Genomic DNA, 17,215 nt, shown 5'->3' on the forward strand with positions numbered 1-17,215 from the left:
CTTTAAAGCGCATCTAGATTTCGGTTACCAGTCCAGAGCTTCAGGCGCGCTAGTTAAAAACTGATCTGTTTTGCGCAGGTTATTTCGCTGACGTTTCAGCTCAGCCCAAACGGTTGGGTGGGAATAGGTTTGTATATCGGAAATGATTTGCTCGCAGATTCGTTGCTTTTCTTGTGCCAAAGGAAGGTTCTGATCTATCCAGTCAGGGTCTTGCACACAGTCTTCAAGTATTTCGAATGTGTCGGCATCACGAGCTTTTATGTAACGTTCCAGCCGGTCAAGATAATATTTTGCTGCTGTCTTCCGGGCCGTCACAAGTGCATCGCGATTGTTAAGGCCAAGAAGTTTGAGCGTATATTCAGCTCTACTTTTATCGCGAGTATTAAGATTAATCTTTGGGTCGAGAACAAACGTTCTGTTTTCAATATCCAGCCAAAAAAACTGCAATGGATCTTCAATACGCGGGTCAATCATTACGCTGTCGTCTGTAATAGGCTGCGTATCTCGGACCAGTTCAATAGATGTATTGGAGCCGATAGGAGAAAATACGGCAAACTTATCGAGTTTGTGGCCACTATTGCATGTTTTACAGGCCAGCAGGTAGTTCTCCCATTGAAATGCGCGCCCCGGAAAATAGCTTTTCGGGTAGATATGTTCTACGTCGGTGGCTTCATTGTTTTCGCAGTAATTACAAATCTCAACGCCAACGCACATCTTAATCAACTTCTCTTTGATCTCACCAAAAGCAACTTTTTTTGCATTAGAACTAGCTTTGTTATCCCATTCAGTTTGAGCACGAGCCGCTTTTTCAGCAAAGTCGGGCTGACCGTCTATACGAGCCTGAACAGAAGCTAAATGATCTATAGCTAACTGCGACAGCGTATCAGAACTCAGTTGTATCATCGGTAATTAAAATTTTTCGCAGGTTCTGTAGCTCATTCTTTTCTGGCTCTGATATAGCCCCATAGCTATTTAATTGACTGAGGTGAGCCAGCCTTTGTAACTTATTCTTTGAAGTATCTGAGCGTTCCACATCCTGCCCAAATGCTTCCGTACCATATGCATCCAATACGTTACCGAAAATCAATCGATCACGCTCAACACCAGTTATCTCACCAGATTTTTGCTGACTACCAGGGGCGGCTAATCTCCAGATGGTTCCTTTTTCTGCTGCACGGCATACAAGTGGGCTGTGAGTTGTGACAATGAATTGCAAATTAGGGAAGTATTTGGTGAACCATTGGCCAATTTGCGTTTGCCATGTTGGATGCAAGTGAGCGTCTATCTCATCTATAAGCACTACACCAGGAAGTGTTATTTTTTTATATTTTTCCAATTCTTCATACACTCGATCGACCTTAAATACTCTCACTAATTGCCGAATAAGCTCGAATGTCATGCTCAAGATAGATCTGTATCCATCGCTCATTTGAATGGCGGATACCTCTTTACCATAGCCATCTTTAAAATAGACTCCATCAGTGGTAACGTTCGAAAGTTGTGTACCATGAGGTAATAGATTAGCGTCGTTTATAAAGTTGAAAATGACATCATAAAACTGGGCATCTGTTTGACGATTTGGCAGTTTGCCAGTATGATACTCCAAGCTTCTTGTATAAAGATTTGTGATATATGAAAGAGCCTCCGACAAGGCAACGTCTTCACCAAAAACGGAAAGGTGAGCGCCTAAATGAGGATTATTGGAATAGGCTTTTTCTTTAGCACTGTCACCGCCGGTAAATCTGCGAAAAGGCCCATATCCGGATGAAAACCAGTAGTCTATTGGTTCCTTAGGGGGCGCAGGTGTTGGAGTTGGAGTCGGGTATTGTGTAGTCGTTGAGGTACCTGAACCTGAACTCTGACTTCTATAAAAACTTATTCTCCCTCGAAAAACCACCTCAAGGATAGCAGCTCTGGCATCTGGGTAAACTCCCTCCCAACCTTGCCGATCAAACGTAATCCTGTTTTGTACTTTGTGGTTCGGTGTGTCTTTGTATTCTTCTGAGTATAAAGACAAATCAATTTGACCAAGAGGTTTTTCCTTTTTTAACCATTCGTTCCAGTCCTGATTACTCGCAACTATATCGCTGTAATCCAATAACCCCAATGCAATTGAACGCACAATTGTTGATTTCCCTGAACCATTATCACCTATTAATACGTGCCAACCCGCTTCTTTCCCAATAGGAAAGGCCATTTGGAAATGCTCAATAGAGCGTATGTTCTTTATATTGATTTCACGGATATACATTACTCAAATTTGATGGTTCTGTTCGATATTTTTAACTGTTCGACAAAATCGCACAATCAAAAATATCGAACATTTGTGACAATCACTCCCTAATTGCTAACATAAGGTATGCTTTGCGTCTGCTTACTTTTCCACTCGTTTTCGGCGAGAAAATACTGGACGCCTTTCGTCTGTCTCTCGAAACGTAATGTGGCTGCTGGATTCTGAAATGTAAAAAGCTGAGGACTACTTTTACAATGTGTAACGATGTAGAGCCAGGCGGATGAACCGAGCTGCTCTAACCGAAACATTTCGTTATCAGAAAGCATAACAGATCCGTCAACGCTCCGTCCTTTAACTTCAATATATCGTCTTATTCCATCAGTATCGACACTGCGAATATCATAGCCTACATTATCTGCTGAGACATCCGTTGGAAAACGTCCCGCTTCCTCTTCGAAGCTTATAGCAATTTTCATGGCAATTTGCTCAGCATCATCATCACGACTCATACCGAAATGGCCCTTAAATTCCATTTGCGTTAGAGGAACGACACGCGCACAGCCAAGTATCTGAGGTTCTTTCAGACTTAGGTTCGTCAACGATTCCAAATCGGCCAATCGTTGACTCTTACGTTCTATTAGCCGTCGAATATGATCTTGTTTTCGGTTAATCTTATCCTGCGCGCGGTTATCACCTAAAAGCCATTTTCGCTGTAAATCGCTGATTTCTGCCGTCAATTGAATAATCAGATTGGTAAAGGCCGTTTCCAAATACTGCCGACGTTGGATCGCATCCTGTTGAATCCGATTCTCTGTGTCGACTAACTGAGGTTCCGTAATATGTACGAAGCTCCAATCGATTATGGCATCTGTATGTACACTGGGAGGTATTTCTACCGGCTTTGCCAATAAAGCTGGTGGAAGCAAATCCAGCAGTTTAGCTGCCGATGTTACGGATATCTTGCCATCTTCAGCTTCACAGATCAGCATCAGCCTTTCATCAGCTACCGAGGTCGCACCAGTTTGGTTTCCTGTTTGCCGATGGTACGTTACCTGCGATTGTACCAAGAACGCCGTAAACGGTTCAGCATCTTCAGGAGATACCAGTATAGCTCCTTTAAGCGCATCAGGTCGGCATTGATGCTGAATTAGTTTTATTAGTGCATCGAAAATGGCATTGCCAGGATTAATGTAAACGGTCTTTGTTACATTACTGATCTGCCGCTGGCGTTCAAGAAAAAGGCGTTTGTCGAAACATAATAATAAGTTAGCAGGGTTGAACAGCATATCGTAGCTGGTACGCAGCAACGAAGCTAATTCATCCGGCATGTTTGTAATTCGAAAAAGCTGCGGTTGTTCTTCAGAAAGAGTACCCCCTATATGAGCAAAGGCTTTTTCGAAAAACTGTCGGATGTAAACAGGTTGTAGACGTTTTTCATCCGATTCTTCTTTTAACTGTCTTGCCTCTCTGTAATTTATACCACTATGTGCTAACTGATTTCGTTGCTCATTGATATGCTGTCGAAGAACAGTCGGATTTAATTGTTGTCTAATGGCTTCATTAAACGTCGTTTCTTCTCCATTAAATACCGCGTTAATAATATCGTCTAAACCAATATTCTCAAACACATCAGAGATTACATCATACACTCGGTCGTCGCCCATTTGATTCCTTATTTCGTCAAGCTTAAGAAGCAGCCGTTCCATGACTGAGCCTTCGCGTGTATTCTGAGCTACCAGATTAAATACCATTACGTTCTGTTGTTGCCCATAGCGATGAATCCGCCCCATACGTTGCTCCAGCCGATTGGGGTTCCATGGGATATCCCAGTTGATCAGGAGCCGACAGAATTGTAGGTTAATCCCCTCGCCAGCTGCATCAGTAGCAATCAGGATCTGAGCATCACGGGCAAATTCAATCTGCGCTACACGGCGTTCATCAACCGATTTGCCTCCGTGAATCGTGACTACCCTATAACCATTGTTCTGAAGCCGTTTTTCCAGATAGTCGAGCGTATCTTTATGTTCAGTAAAAATGACTAACTTTTCATTATGGTCTCGTACACCTTCTGAGCCGAGTAATTCACGCAACTTTGCGAATTTCTGCTCTTCCTGTTCAGAACTATATAGTGCTTCAGCAAGATCATATAAGGCTTTCACCTGACGAGCCTCATCACGAATTTCAGCTGGACTTTTGGCCGTAGTAAACAGACGAAATTTACGCGGGTCAGATAGAATATTTTCTAATCCTTCACGCTCTCGATCATCTAATTCATCATAATCATCAATCGAGTCAAGTCCCAATGAAGTCATAGCTGGATCCAATCGTTGCCGTTGACTCCATAAATTCGGATTGTTTGTCAGCTCATTAATTAGTCCTTGAAGGGCTTGATGACGATGTAATAATGTACGTTTGATAGCGTAGATTGAGCTAGTCAATCGTCGTTGCATTACCATCAAGGCTAACGTTACATGGATGTTCTGCTCCTGCCGAGCTTCTTCACGTTGTTGGGTCAGATAGGCCGTTACTCCATCATATAGCTGCTTTTCAGCTGGTGTCAACCGATATAAAATAGTCTTTGTGAAACGTTCTTTAAATAGCGGTTGGCCTTGCCAGTCCCGCATGTCTTCTTTAAGCCTTCTAATAAAGAATTTGTTGATTCCATTTTCGCCTAATTCTCTTACCCGCTCCGTTACGAGTGTGTCGGTTGCAAAAATATCTTCATCCAGTAATTGAAGCAGATTCCGAAAGGTATCCCGACGTCCTCGATGTGGCGTGGCTGTAAGCAGCAATAGATGTTCGCAAGACTGAGCTAACGTCTGAATAGCTTCATAGCGTTTCGATTTATATTTTCGCTCACCATAATCAAATGCGGAGAGCTTATGGGCTTCATCGACCACGATCAAATCCCAACGCAATGAACGTACTACGTTAAGTACACCTTCTCCTCGTAGAAAGTCGATAGACGTAACAATCCGATTTGAGCTCTGGAAAATAGTGGGATCGGCAGAAAACGCGGCCCGGTTCACTAGCTTAAAGGGAATATTAAATTTCAATCCCATTTCATCTTCTTGCCACTGACGAGTCAACCCTCCTGGTGTCACTATCAGAATCCGCTCTACTAAATTACGCGTCATCAATTCCTTGATGAGCAGACCTGTCATGATTGTCTTTCCTGCACCGGTATCATCAGCGAGCAGAAACCGAATATTCGGAAGGGGAAGTAAGTATTTATAGACTGCTTCTACTTGATGTGGTAACGGGTCGACTACACTGCAGTTGACGGCAAATAAGGGATCGAACTGGTAAGCAGAAAAAATACGTTCGGCCTCCGCAAAAAGGGTAAAGCCTGTCGGGTCGCCTGTAAAGGAAAACGATCCTTCTTCTGCTAATATCACTAGCTCGTCAGCTCGCTGTTGCGTAATGACCATGGTGCTGGCCATTCCTGTATGCTTACCAGTATAATGAAGTGAAATTCGCTGCCCCCGTGGCTGTACATTGGTAAGTACAACGGGTTCGCCCGGAACAAGATTACTAATAATTTGCCCGACTTGTAAAGAGCGTGACTGGGAAGTGAACATGGTTGATGTAGAACAATTCTATTGGATTAATAGCTCAGTTACTCAGACTCCATCAATTGGTGGTCTTCAACGAGAACCTCGTAATCGTCGAATTCTGTCAGGGTGAGCCCTGCAATACCGTTTATGGAGCCGACCACACCAGCTAGGCAATGCAAAATGGTATCGAGTTGTTTTTCTCGCTTGCTGAATATAGTTAGAGAGCGTTTTTTTTCAGCATCAAGGTTTCGACGCATCTGTCCAAATACCTCTCGGATAGTCACCAATTGATTTTTAAACTCTGGTCCCGTTAAGTAATTGTAAAGCAATTTCATTTTATCTCCCTGATTGGCTTGAATAACTTGCACTTCTTCTACCTGTACTAGCTGCGCTCGCAGGGCTATGGATAGTACTTTAATATCAGCCATAGTACAGATAAAAATGTTGTCGTCACATCGATGGTCAATACCCTCTACTCCTTTGGGCATAGTTGCCGTAACTAAAACGCCAATGAATGCATTCCGCTGGTGCATGTCCTGGCGGAGTTTATTAACCCACTCTTCACTAAAATGCTTCGTACGCTTGCTTTCGTAGAGGATGGTACCGCATAGTTTTCCAAAATGGTTTCGTACGACTTGTGCAACATCCGCTCCAAGCTCTCCCTTTCGGATCTCTTCTATATGATCAAGCCTATAAGTATCCCGTAGTAGCTGTTCCAGTAATATTTCCTGAACTTCGCCTTGCACCTGCATAGAGCCCTGATTGATTTTCTGCTGCATATCTTGCACTCGCTTATTAAGTTGATCGATCAGCAGATCTTTTTCCTGAATAAGGAACTGTGCTTTTTGCTTTGCTTCGGTGGCAAGTTGGGCTTGTAAGATTTTTCGTTCGGTAGCCAATCGCCGTTCAATTTGCGTTTCAATGCCAGCCTGGGCTTCTTCCAGCTCTCGTTGCTTACGACGCAGATCGGTCTCTGTTCTAAGCAACTCACTAATTTTTCTTGATTTAGTAGCCAGCTCTGTTTCCATCACCTGTTGCCGAGCAGCCATCTCGTTTTCTAGCTGCTTTCGAAGTTGGTCCTTAAGTTCTCGCTCTCGGGCTTGTACTTTCTGCGTAATTATCACTTCGTGTTGAGACTGTTGCATAGTCAATGTCTGCTCGCGAAATTTTAGGTCTTTCTCCCGCTGAGCATATTGAGCGCGATATTTAGCGTCAAACTGATCGGAAAGAACGGCGTCAATATCGAAATGATGTTGACACTGGGGACATGTAATGGGATGCGACATAAGGTGAAAAGTTTTGAAGGTTATAGATTTATATACTCAACCTGCAAGCCCTATGCCACATGGCTAATATAGCTACTATTGTAATTTTTTCCTGATTTATATAGTAAAAATTAAATTATTATATCAATATTTACTACATGAATATACTAATTTCCTGGTACGCCTACAAAAATGATTTTGATAAAATAGGTGGAGAGATCCATGTGAAAGAAGATGGTCCAACCATGCAATTCCATGAGTGGTTTTATAAGCAAGCTAATTATGAAAAACATGTGTTGTTAAGTACAGCTCGAGAAGCTGATGGCGATCAGGCTATTGATAGATTAAAGACAGCCATCTTGAGAAAATATCCCCATCGAGTAATTGAACCACATTTTGTAGATGTGAGTGATCCCATCGATCTAGTATCAATAAAAAATAAAGTAGAACGCATTCTACTACAATACCGGGAGTGTGATATTGACATCTTTTTTTCGCCTGGAACGTCTGCAATGCAGGTAAGTTGGTACATCTGCCATACAACACTGAATCTTCAGACACGCTTATTACAAACCCGTTCGGCAATATTTACTATGAGCAAAAAGCCTGAACTACTGGAAATGAGCGTGGAGGTTTCTCGAGTACCCTATTCAGCTATTATTGCTGAACAGCAAACGCAACGCACATCTCCTCCTGACGATTACTTAATTACCGAAAGTCTAAAACCTATCTATGAACGAGCTCGTCTAGTAGCTAAGGCCGAGCGTGTATCCTGTTTGATTTATGGAGCCAGTGGTACTGGCAAAGAACACCTAGCGCGATATATCCGTCAGCAAAGCGTGCGATACGACCGTCCTTTTGTAACTGTCAACTGCTCAGCCTTGGGAGATCAGTTGCTAGAGTCGAGACTCTTTGGATATGTTAGAGGGGCTTTTACCGACGCTCGCGAGGACCGAAAGGGCTATTTTGAAGAAGCCAACGGAGGTACATTATTTCTAGACGAAATCGGCGACATTTCCCCCTACATGCAACAATCACTACTTCGTGTATTACAAGAAGGTGAGATTATTCCAGTTGGAGATACCAAAGCTAGAAAAGTGAATGTACGAGTTTTGGCAGCAACCCATCGTGATCTTGAAACTATGTGCGCACAAGGGCACTTTCGTTGGGATTTATATTACCGATTGGCTGTAGTAGAACTCTCCATACCAATGCTGAGTCAACGGGGTGATACTGAAAAGAGAGCCCTTTTGGATTTTTTCCTGAAAAGAGTTCGAAAAGAGTTTGGCAAGCAGAACTTGCGCTTGAGCGCGGAAGCTCGTGAGCAACTTATACGATATCCTTTCCCTGGTAATGTACGCGAGCTACTAAATCTGATTACACAGCTAGCCGTTTTTGCTGAAGAAGAGATAAGTATGGCTGATTTACCACCACGAATAACACGTCCAAGCGTATCTAGCTCAGAGACATTCAACTGGGAAGAGGTCGAAAAAAATCTGCTAATTCGAGCACTAAACTTTTTCAAGGGTAATCAACGCCGGGCTTGGCAAGCAGTGGGTTATAAATCGTTAAGTACATTTAGAAAAAAGCTGAAAGATTATGGAATTGCTCCTTGATACCGTTCCAGCATAAACAACTCACTATCATAAACTTACCCCTTCAACAACCTTTTTTAACCCGAGATTATCAAAAAGGTATAACTAACCTCTTTAGTATCAATATCTCCTAGCTATTAATACTAAAGAGGTTAAACTATGTATGTTTAACTTCCTTAAGGTTAACGTCTGGAAAGTAACTTTTTGAAGCACCCGGGGTAGGTATAACACTAACTAATACTGGGGGCGGGTACGGGGGTAGGTACCAGCTCGTGCGTATTCAGATAAATATTAGGTCCAAAAAAATTTCTAAATTTTTTGATGAATTCCTGAGATCATCTATTCGGTTAGCTTCTATTTCTATATACGTTTAGACCCGTTAAGCTTCAATTATAGCGATATTATAGGTAATGCATAGCAATGAAACTTATACAGTCATAACTACTTGGCAGAAAAAAGAGGATATATGAATAGGCTGCTGTTTGCGCACGCTCAACGTATATAGATTCAGGTTACTCAATTTGTAGACCTTCAGCTTTTTTGTAGACCTTCGTATTTTTTCGAAGGCCTTTTTGTAGACCTTTTTTGTAGACCTTCAGTTTTTTTGTAGACCTTTGATAACCAGATAATTACACTGAATTTTGTAGCTCTACTAATTGTTTCCCCTTAACTTTGCACCTACTTATATATATTTTATACCTAGGAGGATGGGTAAACCTGTGGTCATCTTTATTACTTCGGCGAAAGGAGGAAGTGGAAAATCAAGTATCGCTTGGGATCTCGCAATTTTAGCTACTAAACGAAGCTGCCGAGTCGCCATCCTTGAGATGGATAGAAACCGAATGTGCTACAAGGCTTCAGAGTCACGACGAAGAAATATCAGTCTGTGGAATCAACAAAACATAGACGTTTACAATCCCCCAACTAGATTACTTCCACAATACATAGCTGACTTGAAAGGCAACACCGATATTATTCTAGTCGATGATGGCTTTTTATCAGAGGAGTTAACTCAGATTTGTTTAAAGGTGTCGGATGTTATCCTAATCCCTGTATTAGCCAGTAGACCAGATATTGAGGCATTGATTAACTACTATCCTATTCTATTGAAAGCTGTTCGAGTTGTAAAGAGGACAGTATCAATCGGTATTGTTATAAATAGAGTCAAGGATAAGCGAAATAACGCTGTAAAAATTATCAACAAATTAAAAGGGTTAGTGGGTGTCTATTTATTCCGACAGGTTCTCCATGACAGGTCAATTTATGAACGAAGCTTTATAGAAGGTCTAGGTATTTGCGAAATCCAGGGCAGAAACCAGGATAGTACTGCGGAAAAGGAGTTGCAGCAGGTTTTCGACGAGCTTAACGATTTAGTAATCAAAATCTTAACATAGAATCAAAGAGGGTGTATAAAATACTACTGAGCCTAGCCATTTTATACACCCATTTACCTTAATTTCGGTTAATTCCAGTTTGTATATGACAGATACTGCTCTAATCCGTTTCTGGCCTCTTGGTAGCGAGGTAACAACTCATAAAGTTCGTACTGTAAAATCAACCGACGAACCGAGATAAAGACAAGTAAACACATCGAAGAAGCCAACGAGGGCACAGACTTATGAAAAATTTCAGCTTCACTGAGTAAAAAGCTGATTTCCTGAATCTCCCCTATAATGTACTTACGAAGGATTATTTCAAATCTATCTGTTAGACTTAGGGTTACTAGCAGCTTACCAGATTGTCCGAATGACAACCCATTTTTCAAATAGCTAGGTCGTTGATCGTAAAAAATGGCCTGTACCTGTTCAGGAGAAATTGATGTACAAGAAAATGTATGATTGAGAAATGCTTTTCCTGATAAGTTATTCTTCATATATGGCTTAGTTCAGTTGGAAGGAAAGGGATGGATTTAGAGTAATTGCTTCGACTGGAGTACTCTTAAATTCTGTTCGCGCCGAACCTTCTTTGACACTTTCGCTAACAGGTTTATAGTCTCGCATAAGGAAATGTGCGATGCTAAATCCTGCAGCTCGTTCTTCGTCAGACGCATTATCTTCCAAGTAAGTCGAAACAACAATTTGACAGCCCAAATTCAGCTGAATTTCCCGAACTATACGATTCCATTTATTAAACGCCATTCCGTTACTGGATAAATTTGGGTATACAACAATATTCCTACCGGATAATCGCTGGAATTGGCAAAAATCAAGACTCAACCTCTTTTCTCCGCTAGCCAGCCAAACATAGTCAGGGTAAAACGCGGTTGCGATCAAGGCGGTTATTTCATCCTCGACGATAGCAACAACTGCATCTGGCTTCAGCTTCAATTGATGCTCACCGAACAAAGCTGGACGCACAGAGAAAGGATAAAGACCCAAAAACTGATGCACCATGCTTGTCTCTGGCTTCGGTCTTCCCGTTATGGGGTCGAAAAGTTTGATTACCCCCAATCGCGTCTCGCCGTCACGATCAATCTGCCAGAGAATGGTACCACCATTCCAATGATCTGATGTACCTATCTGAAATCTATCAAACAAGTTGCGAGCTTCATTTTCCCCAATCAAGGTGCAGATAAATAGAAATAGGTTATTCCGTTCATAGTTTGTCAATGAGGCAGAAACTATCTTAGAATCTATCTGGCCAGGAGGCATAGTCATCCATCTTGGTTTTAAATCGGATTCAAAGTACTCTTCGTGTTCCATTAGTAGAATTTTTTAGAATAAATTGTAGATAACATACGCCAGCCAGCGTATATCTGTATCATACATCCGCTCTACCCTATACAAGCTTGTTAGAGTTGCTCTCAGCCAAGGAATGTCAACTTCCCTCCAGTTCCAACAATAATTGTAACACTACCTATCTTTGTAGGTGGAAGCTACAGAAACGTAGCAGTAGGCGGTTGTTTCACTTGTTTCATTGTTTCAATTTGAAACAATGAAACAAGTGAAACGAAATCAAGCAGAAGTATTTAGGTGTCGATTCACCTTCGATAATGAAATACCCATTTCTTTAGCTATTTCACGTTGTTTCTTACCCTGGGATGTCAGCTCCCTTACTTGGGCAGATTCATACTCTTTTTTTGCAGCTTTGTCGACTAGTTGTGTAGTCTTTAGGTGTTCAAATTCAGCAGCATTGCTTACCCGTTCAAATTGAAGAAAACTATTCCGTTTTATAATCTGGCAGACGATTACATTGTCAGCATCATACTCAATAGCAACATTACGGGCTTTTACCTGTTTGAGATATTTCAAATCGCTTGCTTGTGTACTAGCTCCAATGCCGAAGCTACTATCACAGAACTGGATAAGTCGAGAACTCCCCTGAACATCATTTTGCGAAAGGGGTCTTGACGCATCGCGCTTAGGAGTATGAGCCAAAACCAGGAGAGATAGATCATACTTGGTTTTCAGCGCCTTTAATTGTTTCATCAATGGGGCTGCGGCCTTTGAAGTCTCCATGTCGGATCCCAAATAGGTCAGGTTGTCGACAATAACGACTTTTGTACCAGTGTGCTCAATAGCCTGCTCAATGGATTTGACCAGATAGTCTTCAAAACTAGAATAGCCAACCGGCATAGTAGCATCTGGATGAATCTCGCACCGATTTAAGTTATGCGACCAGCGATAATGCTTACTGCCTCCTTCACTATAACGAGCCTCAAATTGTTTAAATGACATTTCGAAGTCAAAATACAGCACAGGTTGCTCGCTGGTTTCTAATTGAAATCCTGAAATAGGCCTCCCAGTGCTGATACTGTCGGCAATTTGGACAGCCAGAATTGTTTTACCTTGATTAGAACTGGCAAATAGAATACAGATTTCACCTTCGAACCAGAAGGAATCAAAGAGCTTCTTTGGTGTTGGATGTTTTTGTGCTTCACTAATCCAATGGTTTGCTGACCGTACAACGAACGCGCCAATGCGTTCTCTGGGTTGCTGTAGGAGCTTATCATTACGAGCAAACTCCGATAACAGGCCCTCCATCGTGATGCCTCCATGTCGAGAAATAATAATTGGTACCTTTTCGGGAATATAGTTCTCCATCACTACTTATTCCGTTTTTGGGTGGTAGCGAGATATTGATCTGCTTTCGAAGCAATTTCGCTGTTAGTTTTACGATGTTGCTCTTTAAGCCATTGGTCAATCTCTGACTTTAAGAATGCCAAACGGTTTCCCATCTTTTTATGTGGTATCTCACGCCGTCGCACTTTTCCGTATATGGTCGTAATTGCAGGTTTACTTGGTAAGTATTCACTCAGTTCTTCAACTGAAAACCAGCAATCAGACTGCTGCTGTACTAGTGAAGGTTGATAGTTTGCTAATCCGCTCCTGACAGCTTCTTCCAGAAGTAGTTTTAGTTGGGAAGGAGTTGTAATTATAAATTCTGATGCCATGCGCTTTTGTTTTAGTGAAACATGGCGCAAAAATGAGAGAGTTATATTGCGTTGATTGCGTTGACTGCACAATGCAATCAACGCAATATAAGGTGGGTGAATTCTTCAACTATATTTTGATCAGGATCTGATAGGGTACGCCCCGCTTTACCTAAATTAAGTCCAGGAAAACGCTTTTCAAGAAGAGGTACTAATCTCCATATAGGACGAATAAATTGAATTTTATCACAATCCTCCATTCTGCGTATCCATGCTGCTAGAACTGCTTTTGCCCCATCTCGTTTCTGCCATCGTCCGGTTTCAATGCTGATGACTGGCCTTTCGGGACGAATAGTATATAAGGCCATCACACACACAGGCTCATCATCAGGGTTTAAAAATAGCTCACTAAAATCCTGAATAACATTACCATTTTCAGCTATAGGCACATTGGCAAAGGTTTCATAAATCGTAGCATCTACTGTTTCCTTACGGAGCTTAAAAAGAGCCTTCTTCAACCTTTTACGAACTTTTTTTAGTAGATGGTGTGTAATTTTTTTCGTTATACGAGATGAATGACTTTCAAACAAAATGAGCTTATATTCTTCGGTAAGTATTGCAGTATAAGCATCAGTATATGGATCACCTAAATCTAGGCCATAGTGTTCGCAAGCATCTTTATAGTGCTCGTTTAAGACATATTCAACTTCTTCAAATAAGCCATTAATCCTTTCAAACACACGTTCCTCAAAGGCAGTCCCACCTACCCTGTAAGAAGCATTATATAATTCCGATATTTTCGCTTGTATAATCTGTTCATCCTCGATCAATAAAAGATCGACAAAAAAACTAAGGAAATCATCTTTACTCATTTACCCAATTTATTTTAATTCGAACAAATCAATTTTAATACGATCAGCAGCTTCGCGCTTTGACTGATCAACTATCTTAGCATAAATCTGCGTTGTCTTCAGCTCACGATGACCTAACATCTTGGAAACAGTGTAAATATCTGTTCCAAGCGATATTTGTAGAGTAGCATAGGTATGTCGGAAACTATGGAATGTTATCGGCTTAGTAATTCCGGCATCTTTCACCCACTGCTTCAAGATTTTGTTCCAGTGTGCAGAATACGTAAGTCCGGGGAAGGCCGGTTGATTGTCTCCTAAACGTTCGCCCATTAGAGATACCGCCAGCTCTGATACCGGCATATATTCTACCCCTTCAGTCTTCTCCTGCCGAAAAGAAATAGTATAGCCGTTCAGGGAGTCATACCGAATCTGCCCCCAAGTCAGGGCTTCAATGTCTGAGTAGCGAAAACCCGTCAAGGCAGAGAATAGAGCGGCTTGTTTCAGGATTGGCAGAGTAGATAACTCCGTCGCGGCTAAAGCCTGTAATTCTGCTAATGTGAGATATTCACGCCGTGTCTCTTCTGGCTTGATCCCTTCAATTTTGGCGTCAAGGTCAGTACTTATTAGTCCATCTTTATAAGCTTGCTTAAGTGCTGCTTTAAACTTATTAAAATAACCAACAGTAGAATTGACAGCTAGTTGTTCACCGTTACGGCGACTCTTTGCTTGCATCATGTAAGTACGAAAATCTCGGCATTTCTTTATAGTCAGATCAGACAGTTTGAGCGTTCCGCCCGTAAAATCGCGCAGGTAATGTAAGGCACTCTCCCAGCCGTCTTTATTACTGCCGACTCGGGCAGCAGTTAACTGTTCACAGTAAGCAACAAAGCATATATTCTGCGTTTTTTTTGATAGAAAGCCATAGGCACCCAGTTGAACATCAATTTGCCGTTTAGCCCGGATCGTTGCAGCCAAGGCGATTGTCTCGCTATTCTGTTCTTTGTCGGCTGGTGTTTTAGGCCGATTGAACAGATACAGACCTAGAAACTCACGACGGGTCGGTTTACCCGTGTCAGGGTGAGGAATGGCTGGGTAGTAATCTAGATACAGGCTGGTTCTTCCGTTCGAAATCGGCTTTTTACGGAGTTTAACTTTAATCATTCTTACCCAGAAATAAGAGTCAATAGTTGGTCAATCGGCATTTTTGGTATATAGACAAACTTCCCTTTATGTTGTTTAGGGATGTTATGACGTCGAATCAGGTCGTATAAGGCTTTATTGGAAATAGGGTATTTCTCCAAAATCTCTTTGAGTGTATAGCAATTTTCGAGAGCAACTGGATCAGGTCTACTGGCTTCCATTAATTGTGTAGGTCGTTCGACAAGTTTGTCAATATCTGCCCTACGGATAATGGTACGACGAATTAGTTTGACAAATGGTAATTCACCTCGTTCATTCAGTCGGTACAGGGTACGGCGGCTGATACGTACTAAGCGAGAGGCTTCATCTATGGTAAGAAACTCCTCAGCTTTTAAATCCAATAAAGGTTTGTCAATAATCTTTCGAGTCTGCTCATTACTGGTCTTTATCTTTTCATCTCGCTGACGAGCCTTATAAGCCCTCTTACTACATAGATCGCTACAAAGCCTTGATGTCGTTTTACGAGCTTCAAAGCTTTGCTTGCAGTATTCGCAAATTCGGGTGACTCGAATGTTAGAGCTCATGTTATCAGTAAGTGTATATAATATCCCAGATATGCCTGAATATGTCAGTTTGTGCCATTATTTCGCCAAAAAAACGGATTCTTAAAGAGAATCCGCCGCCGAGGTACATCTAAGGTACAAATATTCACTCAACAAACAAATATTACCACTAACTAAACTGTTCCTAAATCATATCTAAAGTCTAATTTTAAGACTCTATGTACGATTTAGTAGTAAAATACAGTAGGTATATTAGGTCCGGTTACTTTCCGATACAGAATTTACTAAATATCGAGTCTAATAAATCATCTGTCGTTATTTCCCCGGTCAGTTCACCTAAATGTCGCAAGGCAACCCGTAAGTCCATGGCTAGCCAATCGGGAGTAACCTGATTATCTAATCCGATGATGGCGCGGTCTAGGGCGTCATCTGTAGCAGTAAGATGCTCGAAATGGCGGGCGTTGGTCACTACAGCGCTGCCCGTCTGCACGGCTGAATCGGTTCGAACACGAGTGGAAAGGGCTGTTTTCAGTTCGTCTAGATGTGTATGCTGGATGGCTGATATCCAGACGATCGATTCACCGGCGGCCTCCTCTAACTGAGTCTGCTGAGATGCTGTCAGCGCATCGAGTTTATTACCAACCAAGAGATACGGTTTATCTGACGCACGTACCTCTGCAACAGCTTTCTGCAATTCCGCAGGGCTATTATTTTTTCCGTCAAAAAGGTAAATAACTAGTGCGGCATCTCGCATTTTCTGCTGAGTTCGCTCAATCCCAATAGCCTCGATCCGGTCGGTCGCTTCTCTCAAACCAGCCGTATCAATAAGCCGAAAACGAATGCCATCAATGAATAACTCATCTTCGATAACGTCGCGGGTAGTACCGGGAATATCAGAGACGATTGCTTTTTCTTCGTTCAACAAGGCATTCAAGAGCGTTGATTTACCTGCATTCGGTTTCCCAACAATCACCGTTGGAACGCCGTTTTTAATGGCATTACCAGTTGAAAACGAGTCAATTAATGGATGAAGTACCCGTCTAATATCGACCATCAATTGCCGGAGTCGATCACGGTGAGCAAACTCAACATCCTCTTCGCCAAAATCCAATTCTAGTTCGACCAATGCGACAAAATCAATGAGTTGCTGACGAAGTTCTTTTAATTGTTTTGAGAAACCACCCCTAAGCTGCGTGAGTGCGGCTCGGTGACTGGCATCCGAATCCGACGCAATTAAATCAGCTACAGCTTCGGCTTGTACGAGATCAAACTGCCCATTCAGAAATGCTCGTTGTGTGAATTCCCCCGGTCGGGCCAGTCGAATACCTTCCTGGGTTAACCGACGGAGAATTTGCTGAATAATAAATTCCGATCCATGACACGAAATCTCAACAACGTCTTCCTTGGTAAATGAAGTTGGTGTATGAAAAACAGTAATCAAAACCTCGTCAATGATACTTCCATCTTTATTTCTGATCGTACCAAAATGAGCGGTATGACTGGCTTGTTTTGTGAGGTCTTTCCCTCGGAAAATACGATTAGTAAGCGAAATAGCGCCTTCGCCTGAGACGCGGATAACGGCAATGGCACCGATACCCGGCGCAGTAGCTAAGGCAGCAATAGGTTCTAGCTGATACAA

General features: G+C 42.0%; 13 protein-coding genes. 2 read left to right on the top strand and 11 right to left on the bottom strand.

Annotated elements, in window-relative coordinates:
* Positions 1-24 precede the first annotated feature (24 nt).
* The 4 genes from ACYVE4_RS13980 to ACYVE4_RS13995 form a co-directional block, all read right to left on the bottom strand.
* The gene (locus ACYVE4_RS13980; protein WP_461040728.1) at positions 25-903 is read right to left on the bottom strand and encodes an HNH endonuclease; all 879 of its coding nucleotides are present in this window, start codon (positions 901-903) and stop codon (positions 25-27) included.
* Positions 884-2,251: an AAA family ATPase gene (locus tag ACYVE4_RS13985; RefSeq protein ID WP_461040729.1), complete on the bottom strand. Its 1,368-nt coding sequence runs from the start codon at positions 2,249-2,251 to the stop codon at positions 884-886. Before ACYVE4_RS13985 ends, ACYVE4_RS13980 begins: the two co-directional genes overlap by 20 nt.
* 89 nt (positions 2,252-2,340) lie before the next feature.
* On the bottom strand, positions 2,341-5,814 hold the full coding sequence (locus tag ACYVE4_RS13990; RefSeq protein WP_461040731.1) for a helicase-related protein: 3,474 nt from the start codon (positions 5,812-5,814) through the stop codon (positions 2,341-2,343).
* Positions 5,815-5,852: 38 nt separating this feature from the next.
* Complete coding sequence (locus ACYVE4_RS13995) at positions 5,853-7,076, bottom strand: DUF2130 domain-containing protein (RefSeq protein ID WP_461040733.1); 1,224 nt, start codon at positions 7,074-7,076, stop codon at positions 5,853-5,855.
* A gap of 137 nt (positions 7,077-7,213) precedes the next feature.
* Between ACYVE4_RS13995 and ACYVE4_RS14000 the strand changes: the two genes are divergently transcribed.
* Together ACYVE4_RS14000 and ACYVE4_RS14005 are read left to right on the top strand one after the other, a co-directional pair.
* Complete coding sequence (locus ACYVE4_RS14000) at positions 7,214-8,671, top strand: sigma-54 interaction domain-containing protein (RefSeq protein WP_461040734.1); 1,458 nt, start codon at positions 7,214-7,216, stop codon at positions 8,669-8,671.
* Between the two features lie 686 nt (positions 8,672-9,357).
* Positions 9,358-10,044 carry a nucleotide-binding protein gene (locus ACYVE4_RS14005; RefSeq protein WP_461040735.1) on the top strand — a complete coding sequence of 229 codons (687 nt, stop codon included), beginning with the start codon at positions 9,358-9,360 and terminating at the stop codon, positions 10,042-10,044.
* A gap of 486 nt (positions 10,045-10,530) precedes the next feature.
* On the opposite strand, the gene ACYVE4_RS14010 is transcribed toward ACYVE4_RS14005, so the two are convergent.
* The 7 genes from ACYVE4_RS14010 to mnmE form a co-directional block, all read right to left on the bottom strand.
* On the bottom strand, positions 10,531-11,352 hold the full coding sequence (locus ACYVE4_RS14010) for a DUF6371 domain-containing protein (RefSeq protein ID WP_461040737.1): 822 nt from the start codon (positions 11,350-11,352) through the stop codon (positions 10,531-10,533).
* Between the two features lie 252 nt (positions 11,353-11,604).
* Complete coding sequence (locus ACYVE4_RS14015) at positions 11,605-12,693, bottom strand: AAA family ATPase (protein WP_461040739.1); 1,089 nt, start codon at positions 12,691-12,693, stop codon at positions 11,605-11,607.
* Positions 12,694-12,695: 2 nt separating this feature from the next.
* Positions 12,696-13,043 carry a helix-turn-helix domain-containing protein gene (locus ACYVE4_RS14020; RefSeq protein WP_461040740.1) on the bottom strand — a complete coding sequence of 116 codons (348 nt, stop codon included), beginning with the start codon at positions 13,041-13,043 and terminating at the stop codon, positions 12,696-12,698.
* A gap of 77 nt (positions 13,044-13,120) precedes the next feature.
* Positions 13,121-13,894, bottom strand: a complete 774-nt coding sequence (locus ACYVE4_RS14025) for a hypothetical protein (RefSeq protein ID WP_461040742.1) — start codon at positions 13,892-13,894, stop codon at positions 13,121-13,123.
* 9 nt (positions 13,895-13,903) lie between these two features.
* Positions 13,904-15,034, bottom strand: coding sequence for a tyrosine-type recombinase/integrase (locus ACYVE4_RS14030; protein ID WP_461040743.1), 1,131 nt, complete (start codon positions 15,032-15,034; stop codon positions 13,904-13,906).
* A 2-nt stretch (positions 15,035-15,036) separates the two neighbouring features.
* Positions 15,037-15,597, bottom strand: a complete 561-nt coding sequence (locus tag ACYVE4_RS14035) for a helix-turn-helix domain-containing protein (protein ID WP_461040744.1) — start codon at positions 15,595-15,597, stop codon at positions 15,037-15,039.
* Between the two features lie 241 nt (positions 15,598-15,838).
* Positions 15,839-17,215 (bottom strand): tRNA uridine-5-carboxymethylaminomethyl(34) synthesis GTPase MnmE, encoded by a 1,377-nt coding sequence (mnmE, locus tag ACYVE4_RS14040; protein WP_461040746.1) that lies wholly within the window; start codon positions 17,213-17,215, stop codon positions 15,839-15,841.

It is taken from the genome of Spirosoma harenae (assembly GCF_054776975.1).